Origin of the sequence: Lachnoclostridium sp., assembly GCF_031997925.1 — a bacterium.
In the GTDB taxonomy this organism is placed as follows: Bacteria; Bacillota; Clostridia; order Lachnospirales; family Lachnospiraceae; genus Lachnoclostridium.
Map to the genome: position 1 here is coordinate 5066 of NZ_DAMADT010000006.1, position 10425 is coordinate 15490.

Here is a 10425-nt window from a genome sequence, read left to right on the forward strand (position 1 = left end):
CAAAGTACTACCTTCTGTACCAGTAACTTTTAAAGAGTATACTCGATTAGATGCTGTTAAAATGCTTGGCGAGACTTTTTTTACATTTCCTACGCTCTTTTCATTTCTCTCAAGAATAGCTTGTATTTCAGATTTTGTAAATTCCTTAACCCAAGGGCCTTTTTCAGGAATTTTTTCATACTTATCTACAACACTTCGTAAATAAGGTAGCTTACTACCCCACACATCTTCAGACGCCTCAGTTCTTCCCCCGCTTGTTGAGGAGTAATAGGAGGTAATCATCTTTCCATGGTATTTTACTACTTCTCCTTGGGTAGCTGCAACTGCTGCCGTAGCCTGTTTCGTCTCATAACCATAGCCACGGTAAACCTGATTTGTTTGCGTATCTTCTATAGAGTATGGCTTTTTCGCGTTAGAATCAGCTGTATAATCTGTTTTTGTTAGGGCATAACTTCTTGCGCAAACAGCTTGCGCCTTTAAGCTTTCTATTGGCCAACTGCTAACCATCTCACAAGGCACGACACCAAGAAGATAAGATTCAATATTAATTATGTTTACTGCAGTTAAAGAAGTCTTGCCATAACAGCCGATCTCTAATCTCCCTCGATACGACCGTTCGCCCAAATCTAACAAAGCGACATTTTTACTGTTTCTAGAGATTGGTTTTATCTGAGGATAGGCATTTTCAATCCCTCCATCAATTAAGAGCGTGGCACCATCTCCAGACATCAATACTCGATGCTTATTATTTTTTACTGGTCCTAAATAAGTATACCCAAGCTTACCTTTTATTTTTTGATACATCGCAGAAAAGCTCGAACTACTCATATCACCACCAACATAGACACGGTAATGATTCCGATAAATTACCGTTGGTATGGCTGGTACCCCTAGCTTCGCAATCTTGTCTGCAACTTTTTTGGCTTCCTCATAAGTGGAAAAAGATGTAGACAAAACGTAATAATTACCTTTCGCAGGCTGAAAAGTAAATCCATTCCTTGATTGAAAACTAACTTCAGAACGATACTTATCATTAATACAATATCCGAGTGATATTTCTGAAGTTTTAAGCTCAATTGATGAATTACCTTCATACTTTTCATGGAGTCCTACTCGAATATCTGTCATTTCTTTTTTATTATTTACAAGCGGAACCGAGGAAGGAGCTTGATTCTTCAATAAATTTTTTGCAGATACTTGTCCACTTGGCAGGATTGAAATAAATATAATTAAGAAAAAGCCAATATATGATAATTTAACATGGTAAAGGCTTCGTCTCCTGTTTTTTTCAATTGTCATTCTTAGCCTCCATGCTGCGGCTGTCTTTTAGGAACAGCGAATGGCTCAAGTTTGGCGCAGCACAAACTTGGTGAGCGAGCGAAAGATTAAATTTTTTCACTCTTCTACTCCTAACTTCACATCTGTTATGTATTATAATAGTTTTTTTGTAAAAAATCTACCTTAGCTGTTGTATAATTTGCTTTTTTCATTATAATAGTATTTATGTGTAGAATTTTTAAACCACATTTCGTGGCATATTCCATGACACAAATCTAATTACGAAAAAACATGCATTGAAATGGAGTTATGAATGAAAAAATATGTAAAACTTTATGATGTTACTGCTCTTTTTCCAATTTGGTTTTTATTATTAATGCCAAATACTTGGATATTTTTAATTGCAACACAGTTTATCTTAGCAAGCTTTGTTCTTCTCGGTGGATTAAAATATATGGGATATGATGATGTATCCTCTGTATGGAAGAAATCTATTATTTGGAATACGCTATATGGATTTATTGGTTATCCTATCACATGTGGCATTTTATTTTCTACCCAGTTTATATCGGAAACAATGCCAAAAGGAGAATGGCTAATAGAAAACCTTACAATACCAATAGCTACGAATCCATATTCCCATCTAACCTCTGCTATATTTATTATCGCTGTGGTTGCTTTTTCAGCATTCATTTGTTATATCATGAATAGATTTTTCTCATTTAGGAAAACAAACCTAAGCAAAGCTCAAGTAAATCGCTTATCAATTTACTTAGCAATTATAACAGCACCATATATAGCAATGACACCAAGTATTACTCTTTATAACTCTATCTTATAAAGTAGATCATTGGTTATTCTATTAATTCTTATGAAAATAACAAATAACTAAAACCTTTTATACAATAAAAAACAGCTTCAGTTCAAATAAGAATGAGGCTGTTTTTTATTGTATAAAAGGTTGTTTTATTATCTTATCATTGATATAGACGATTGGCTATGATGCTTATCTATTTTACTAATCCTAATTTTGGTGAATAACGGAATAAAGGTTTCCCAATGATATCTTTACGAGGAACATATTTGTTAATCCAATATCTCGCATCTTCCGATACATTTCGATTGTCCCCTAGGCAAAAATAACAGTCTTCTGGAACTTGAAATTCCATATCTTCTTCTGGCATCATAGGCTCTTTCAAATATGGCTCGTCTAGTGGAGTTTCCGAATGGTTTATGTAAACTTTACCATCTTTGATTGTTACAGTTTCATTCGGTAAACCAATAATACGCTTGATATAATTTTCAGATCGATCATCAGGCCATTTAAATATTACGATATCACCACGCTTTGGTTTTGAAATCACATAAGACAACCTATTACCAATAAGGCGATCTCCTGTCATAACCGTGTTTTCCATAGAACTAGATGGTATCTCAACTTTTATAATAACAAACTTATTTACTAGTAACGCCATAATAAAACCGGCTGCTATGATTAAAATCCAGCTTATAATCTCGTTACGAACCTTTTTCTGTTTTTCTTCCGTTGTTAATTCCTTCTTTTCTGGCTCTTGTAGGTCTTTTGCCATAACAACACCTCATTCCTAATGAAATTTATTCATGACAAGAAAATGTTCGCAAAGCGTTCTTTTTCTTGATTATGTTCTATCTTTCTTTAGTGCAAATGCTATAGACACTCATTCATTCTTTATGGGGTGTCGCAAAAATTGTGACACCCCATATATGTTAGAATAATATATCTTTCTTTCTGTTAAGTAAACGTGCTCCGGTCGTAATCATAAATGCTCCAGTTATGCAACCAATTACTGTTACACTAATTCCAACTACAAGACTTATGATACCAGATGATTTCATTGTTTTATATACTTTCTCCATGCTAACCTCGTTTCCGGCCACAAAAACCTTTTATTAACGATGACAATTTAGTGTACAGGCGTTAATAATACGCTAAACAAGAAAAAGTACGCTTCGTGAACTTTCCTTGTGAGCTAAGATATCTTATGCTTCTACTCCGTACTGCTCATAATAAGCATCGATTACCTGTTTTAATTGATCATCAATCACTACTTTTCCATTATAAGGCTTTCCATATAAATGTTCAACTACTTCTTTCATTGTTACGATAGCTGTTGTTTTAATTCCGTAATTTTCTTCTATCTCTTTTAGGGCACTCTTCGTACCTTTTCCTCGTTCCATACGGTCAACAGAAACTACTAATCCTACCACATCAACATTTCCCTGTGCAAAAAGTATTGGAATTGTCTCACCAATTGAGGTTCCGGCAGTTGTAACATCTTCAATAATTACAACTTTGTCACCATCACTGATTGGACTTCCAAGAAGAATACCAGTATCACCATGATCCTTTACTTCTTTACGATTAGAACAGTATTTCACATCCTTATCAAAATGCTCGCTTATGGACATTGCAGTTGCAACACTGAGAGGAATTCCTTTGTATGCTGGTCCAAAAAGTACATCAAAATCAAGTCCATATGCATCATGAATCGCTTTTGCATAATACTCACCAAGTTTTCTTAGTTGAGCTCCAGTTCTGTAAAAACCAGTGTTAACAAAGAAAGGTGTCTTTCTACCACTTTTTGTTGTAAAATCACCAAATTTAAGAACTCCGCAATCAACCATAAATTCAATAAACTCTTTCTTGTACTGTTCCATAGTATTCTCCTTTATATTTCTCTTGTTATTTATATTAGGTACAACTTATACTATTAAAATTATTCAAATTTATTTGTACTTATAATATTACTCAAAATTAATACCTAAAAATTATTCTAAATTTATACTTATAAAATAATTCAAAATTAATTGTGCTTATAAACTCATTCTAAAAATTATCCTGCTTTTTTAAATATCTTTTTACCTAACAGGTTCAAACTGCTATCTTAAACTACAAACTGATTTTAGTCTTTCATAGATCTTATTTTACACATCCAATCAAATCATTAATATCGCTTATTTGATTCTTTGTCATAAAGTTTTCGATTCCCTCAATAACTTCAATCGTAGCATATGGATTTATAAAATTAGCAGTACCAACTGCCACAGCCGTTGCTCCTGCCATAATAAATTCTAGTGCATCCTCCGCATTTTGAATCCCGCCCATACCAATGATAGGAAGCTTAACTGCATTCGCAACTTGATATACCATACGAACTGCAATTGGTTTAACCGCAGGTCCTGACATACCGCCAGTCTTATTTGCAATTGCAAATGCTCTGCGATTAATATCGATTTTCATACCAGTTAAAGTATTGATAAGAGAAAGTACGTCTGCACCACCAGCTTCTGCTGCTTTCGCCATTTCTGTAATATCAGTAACGTTTGGACTAAGCTTTACAATAACTGGCTGTTTCGCATGTCGTTTAATTTCGTCCATTATCATTGCAATCATCTTTGGATCTTGTCCAAAAGCAATACAACCTTCTTTTACATTTGGGCAGGAAATATTAAGCTCCAGTAAGTCCACTGCTTCCTCAGATAAACGTTCTACTACTTCAACATATTCCTTAACGGATTTCCCACAAACATTCACAATGACCTTGGTATCAAACTTCTTTAAAAATGCTAAGTCTCTTTCTACAAACATGTCAACACCAGGATTTTGTAACCCGATTGCATTTAACATACCACCATAGGTTTCAGCAATTCTAGGTACAGGATTTCCTGGCCAAGGAACACTAGAAACTCCTTTTGTTGTTACCGCTCCAAGACGATTTAAATCAACAAATTCACTGTATTCCATACCTGACCCAAAAGTTCCGGACGCTGTTGTAACCGGATTTTTAAATGTAACTCCTGCAATGGTAACTTTTGTATTCATTCTTTCCCTCATTTCTATGTGTGATATTTACGATTCCGATCGTTTGTACTGCCTTTATAATTCAATTTCATCCGCATAGAAAACAGGACCATCTTTACAGACTCTTTTATTATTGACATTACTATGGTGATCCTTATCCTTGGATTTACACACACAAGCAAGACAAGCGCCAATTCCACATGCCATACGCTCTTCCATAGATAATTGAGCTACCAGATTATGTTCACTTGCAAAATTTTTAACTCCACGAAGCATCGGAGTTGGACCACATGCAAAAATCATGCCATCCGTAATCCCATGCTCCCGCATTGCATCGATGACATTTCCTTTTGCACCAACACTACCATCTTCGGTAGCAATGATTACTTCACCATATAACTTAAACTCGTCCACTAAGAATGTTTCAGAACGATATCCAAGTACTATTTGTTTTTTTCCAGGGAGATTTTTTGCGAGTTCTAACATCGGAGGAATTCCAATGCCACCACCAATTAAGATAGAATTAGATGTATTTTCATAGAAAAAGCCATTACCTAGCGGCCCCATAATTTCAATTTCGTCCATTTTTTTCGCTTCTGCTATTTCATTCGTACCTACGCCTATAACACGAAAAACAATTCGTAACATAGTTTTCTCTTCGTTGATTTCACAGATACTAATCGGACGCGGAAGTAAACGACTTCCTTCTTTACAGTAAATAGAAAGGAATTGACCAGGTTTTGCAACCTTTGCAATGGATTCTTCCCTCAACCATATACTGTAGATACCATCACAGAGTAATTCATTCTCTATAATGACAGCTTTTGTTTTTTTAATTTCCGCCATGTATCACACCAAGCCTTTCCAAATGATATCCATAACATTGTATACGATAACCTTTAAAAACGCAACCGTTGATTTTTAAGATACCACTGGTAAATTTCTTCCTTTGCAAGATCAAAACTATAAAATACTTTAATTGCCTCCTGAGCGTTGCAGTAAACCTTCCAATATCCAGTAATCAAAAAATTCTTTCCATCTTTTTTGATAAACTCTAGAATATCGTCTATCGGAAATCCTAGAAATACTCCAAGCTCATGTGGAAATGCTTCATCTTCATAAAAATACTCTTCTAGTCTTACGGATAGCCTAGAAACGATATCCGAAAGACTATCATGAGGATAGTCAAACGAATCCAACAATAGCCTAGCTCTTTCATCATTTACTTTCTCTAAAAGCATGTCCTCTTGATAAATAAGATATACAGTAAAGTCCTCTGTTGACACTAATGGTTGTATTAATAACCGGTTGCATAAAATCAGATGAACAAAACAGCTAAATACCTCTATTTGCTCTTTTGATTTATGCATTACAGATAAACTACAGGCTGCCCTGCAGTGCATAATAACTGGTGCACATGGCAGTAGCAGCCCAAGAAACATTTGATTTAGTTTTTTCAATCTATTTGACCCGTATCTTGCTAATACCTTCATCTTAGTACATCCTTTCTTTCTATGGAGTATTCAAATTCATTAATTATATTCCTTAATAACCCCATCGTTTGCTATATCTTTTTCCTTCGGCATATCTTTCTCTTCCGAATTTTCATATGGATCGCTTTCTTTTAAATCATGTTTATTTAAAGTATTTTTATATTGTTCGACAGATGGATCTTTCATAGAAAAAATTCTGTGGTATTCTTTTGTTTCTAAATCCTTGTAGGTCTCTGAACGATTTCGATATAAAAATTTGGTTAATGCATACGTATCTACCCAGATTTCATTATTTCCTTCTTTTTGTGATTCATCAAAAATCAACTGTAATCCGAAATGAAGATGTGAGGTAGTTATATTATTTGTATTTTCTGTCGTACTATAACCTGTTCTTCCAAGATAACCTATTACATCACCAGCAGATACAATACTGCCCACTTTTAACTCTTTGTTATAAGGAAAATTCTTACGCATATGTGCGTAGTAATAATAACGTTTCCCATCAAAACTACGTATTCCAATCCTCCATCCACCATATTGATTCCAACCTAAAGCTTCTATGTAACCAGATTCAACTGCAATAATTGGTGAACCCACTTGCCCCATCATATCATGCCCAAGATGAACTCGTTTGTATCCATAGCTTCTGGAAGCTCCAAAATCATCATAGTCATAATAGTAATAATTTTTTGCAATTGGAGAAAATCCTTTCAAACCATAACGTTTTTCCCATACTTTTGTTGGTGCAACTGTCGGTGACGGTGTCTCCATTGGCGTATCTGTTGGTGTACTTGTTGGTGAACTTAATGGTGTGCTTGTTGGTGAACCTGATGGTGTACTTTTTAGAGTACTTAACGGTGTACTCGTTGGTGAACCTGTTACTGAAGCTTTTGATGATGTCGTTCCATTATTTTGTTTACTAGGGTCATATACTTCTATCTCATATTCACCGATAAGTCCTCCAAGAACCGCATCATAAGCTTCATAATAATAAGAGTAATATTTCATATCTTTTGTAAGACTTTCGATTGTTTCTTTTCCTGACAATAATTTGCTAGCAAGTTGGTCCATATCTTTTGCTTTATATTTTTTAAAGTCACCACCATACTTTGTTCCTAAGTAAGATAATAGTTCTACAAAATGAAGTTCGACCTCTTTATTATGAGTATCGATATCGTAATGATATGCTTTATCTAGAGCATCATAAGTAGCATTAAATTCGACCCACTTAATATACTTTTTATCAGTCGTAGGATTCACTGCTACTTCAATCGATTGATTGTCTAATTTTTTGTTCCATAAAAAAGTAATGCAAAGGATTAGTATGGTCAATATTTCTAAACAAATAATTATATTCCCTTTTTTTCTTAACCATTGAAGTCGGTTGGGTTTTTTAAATTTTAAATTTCGAAAAAAAGCCTTCATGAATGTCTTACTTCTCCTATCGTATTGATAATATCTTATGTGAATGTGCTTGTCTTTATTCGATGATAAAAACTTTTTACTTTTCAATAAATTTTAAAGGTGGAAAGGCACGCAAACTGTCCACGAGACATAAAGTAGTAGTAAACCAAAGCGTTGAGGTGCCCGCTTGAAGTCGTTTCCGAAACCGCTAAGCGCCAAGGAAGAAAACGAGATGTTACTTCAATGTAAAGCAGGAAATAAGGTTGCGAGAGATACTTTAATTGAACGTAACCTTCGTTTAGTTGCGCACATTGTTAAGAAGTATAACACGCCGGATCGAGAAACCGACGACTTAATTTCCATAGGCACGATTGGGCTAATTAAGTCCATCGATACCTTTGATGCCAATAAGGGTATTCGACTTGCCACCTATGCCTCTCGTTGTATAGACAACGAATTATTGATGATGCTTCGCAGTGGTAAAAAACAGGCACGCGAAGTATATCTTTATGAACCTATAGGCTCTGACAAAGAGGGAAATGAAATAAATCTTTTAGATGTCATTGAAAGCACAGATGAAGATATTGTAGATATCTTTGAAATTCAAGAAAATATCAAACGACTCTATACATTTCTTAACACTGCCTTGAATGAAAGAGAGCAAGAAATCATTATTATGAGATATGGTTTAAGTGGAGAGAAAGAAATCACGCAAAGAGAAATTGCAGATAAACTAGGAATTAGCCGTAGTTATGTGAGTCGCATTGAAAAGAAAGCACTAAAAAAATTAAAGGACTTATTTGAAGGTTAAGAAGCAAGCTTGTTTATAATTAACATACCCCCTCTTCAAAAAATGAGGTAAAAAAGACCTCAAAGTAATGCGAGTGCCATGTCTGGTGCACGAAAAAGAGAAGGTGAAAATCATTGATTTTCACCTTCTCTTTTTTATAATGACATAGAAAAGTTATCTAAGCGTGTTTATCTTATTCACTACAAGAAGTACATCCACAATCCTTCTTAGAATCGCCGGATTTCTCCTGAACACGTATGATATCATATTGAGCAGTCTCTTTATCAAAGGTAACAAAAATCTTTTGTTGTGGATGAGGACAGCTCTCCATCTCATTTCCTTCTTCATCTGTGATTCTTAAAACCTTGGTAGGAATATTCTCACCATTTGGCTTCATGATTTCAACCATATCACCTACACTAAACTTATTTCTCTGTTCCATCTCACTAGCACCTTCCGCATTACGAGAAGAAACGATTCCTAAATAAGTATACTCTTTGACATATACATTATTATCGTAAATTTGAGTATTGGAATCTGGCTTTTGGAAGAAGAAACCTGTAGTAAACTGACGATACGTACATTTTCCGATTTCTGCTTTATAATATTCCATGTTCTCAAGATATTTATCAATCGATTCATAGAAATCATCGATAGCCTTGCGGTATGTCCTTGCGACCGTAGCAACATAAAGTGCAGTCTTCATACGACCTTCAATCTTAAAGCTATCAATTCCTGCTGCAACAAGATCTGGAATATATTCAATCATACAAAGGTCTTTGGAATTAAAGATATAAGTTCCGCGATCATTTTCAAATACAGGCATGTATTCCCCTGGTCTTGTCTCTTCTACAACATGATATCTCCATCTACAAGGATGTGTGCAAGCTCCAAGATTTGCATCTCTTCCAGTAAAATAATTACTTAAGAGACAACGTCCGGAATAAGAAATACACATCGCACCATGAACAAAGGTTTCAATCTCAAGTTCATCTGGGATGTTTGCTCTTAACCCAGAAAGTTCTTCTAAGGACAATTCACGAGCAGAAACAACACGTGCTGCACCTTGCTTATGCCAGAACTGGTAAGTACGATAGTTTGTACTGTTTGCTTGTGTACTTATATGAAGCTCAATCTCAGGCACAATCTCTTTTGCAATATCAAATACACCTGGATCTGAGATAATTAACGCATCTGGTTTAACCTCTTTTAATTCACGGAAATACTCCTCTACACCTTTTAAATCACGGTTATGAGCAGTAATATTTGCTGTAACATAAACTTTTTTACCATACTGGTGTGCAAATTCTATTCCTTTTTTCATATCATCTAAAGAAAAGTTCTTCGCTTTTGCACGTAATCCGTACATCTCGCCACCAATGTAAACAGCATCTGCACCATATATGATTGCAGTCTTTAATACTTCTAAGTTACTTGCTGGAATTAGCAATTCCGGTTTTTCTCTACGAAACATAGTTTCCTCCTATTTCTTCTTGCCTCTATTAACACTCTTCATATCTACAGACAGATTGTTCTGTCTACAGAATCTTTTTGTCTACAGTCTATCTGTCTACAGATTCTATCTGTCTATAGATTCTATTTGTATGCAGATTCTATTT

The 10425-nt window shown here is 34.9% G+C and carries 11 protein-coding genes; 2 read left to right on the top strand and 9 right to left on the bottom strand.

Annotation, left to right across the window (positions count from 1 at the left end; all coding sequences use genetic code 11):
* The coding region (locus tag RTP52_RS05990; RefSeq protein WP_312369863.1) for a SpoIID/LytB domain-containing protein at positions 1–1299 on the bottom strand (1299 nt) is incomplete at its 3' end.
* 292 nt (positions 1300–1591) lie between these two features.
* Here RTP52_RS05990 and RTP52_RS05995 point away from each other — a divergent pair.
* Positions 1592–2119 (top strand): hypothetical protein, encoded by a 528-nt coding sequence (locus RTP52_RS05995; RefSeq protein ID WP_312369865.1) that lies wholly within the window; start codon positions 1592–1594, stop codon positions 2117–2119.
* A 169-nt stretch (positions 2120–2288) separates the two neighbouring features.
* Here the strand turns inward: RTP52_RS05995 and lepB are convergent, their stop codons facing one another.
* The 7 genes from lepB to RTP52_RS06030 all read right to left on the bottom strand — a co-directional run bounded on the left by lepB (position 2289) and on the right by RTP52_RS06030 (position 8037).
* A complete protein-coding gene (gene lepB / locus RTP52_RS06000; RefSeq protein WP_312101564.1) occupies positions 2289–2867 on the bottom strand; it encodes a signal peptidase I in 579 nt (192 codons plus the stop codon).
* Between the two features lie 157 nt (positions 2868–3024).
* Positions 3025–3174, bottom strand: coding sequence for a hypothetical protein (locus RTP52_RS06005; protein ID WP_312101561.1), 150 nt, complete (start codon positions 3172–3174; stop codon positions 3025–3027).
* Positions 3175–3297: 123 nt separating this feature from the next.
* Positions 3298–3975, bottom strand: coding sequence for an orotate phosphoribosyltransferase (gene pyrE, locus RTP52_RS06010; RefSeq protein WP_312369867.1), 678 nt, complete (start codon positions 3973–3975; stop codon positions 3298–3300).
* Between the two features lie 262 nt (positions 3976–4237).
* The gene (locus tag RTP52_RS06015; protein ID WP_312369869.1) at positions 4238–5140 is read right to left on the bottom strand and encodes a dihydroorotate dehydrogenase; all 903 of its coding nucleotides are present in this window, start codon (positions 5138–5140) and stop codon (positions 4238–4240) included.
* Between the two features lie 54 nt (positions 5141–5194).
* Positions 5195–5965 (bottom strand): dihydroorotate dehydrogenase electron transfer subunit, encoded by a 771-nt coding sequence (locus tag RTP52_RS06020; protein WP_312369871.1) that lies wholly within the window; start codon positions 5963–5965, stop codon positions 5195–5197.
* Between the two features lie 53 nt (positions 5966–6018).
* Positions 6019–6612, bottom strand: a complete 594-nt coding sequence (locus RTP52_RS06025) for a DUF3793 family protein (protein ID WP_312369873.1) — start codon at positions 6610–6612, stop codon at positions 6019–6021.
* A gap of 39 nt (positions 6613–6651) precedes the next feature.
* A complete protein-coding gene (locus RTP52_RS06030; protein WP_312369875.1) occupies positions 6652–8037 on the bottom strand; it encodes a peptidoglycan DD-metalloendopeptidase family protein in 1386 nt (461 codons plus the stop codon).
* 166 nt (positions 8038–8203) lie between these two features.
* On the opposite strand from RTP52_RS06030, the gene sigK reads away from it, so the two are divergent.
* The gene (gene sigK / locus RTP52_RS06035; RefSeq protein ID WP_312369877.1) at positions 8204–8827 is read left to right on the top strand and encodes an RNA polymerase sporulation sigma factor SigK; all 624 of its coding nucleotides are present in this window, start codon (positions 8204–8206) and stop codon (positions 8825–8827) included.
* Positions 8828–8999: 172 nt separating this feature from the next.
* On the opposite strand, the gene RTP52_RS06040 is transcribed toward sigK, so the two are convergent.
* A complete protein-coding gene (locus tag RTP52_RS06040) occupies positions 9000–10280 on the bottom strand; it encodes a peptidase U32 family protein (protein ID WP_312369879.1) in 1281 nt (426 codons plus the stop codon).
* Positions 10281–10425: the final 145 nt, after the last annotated feature.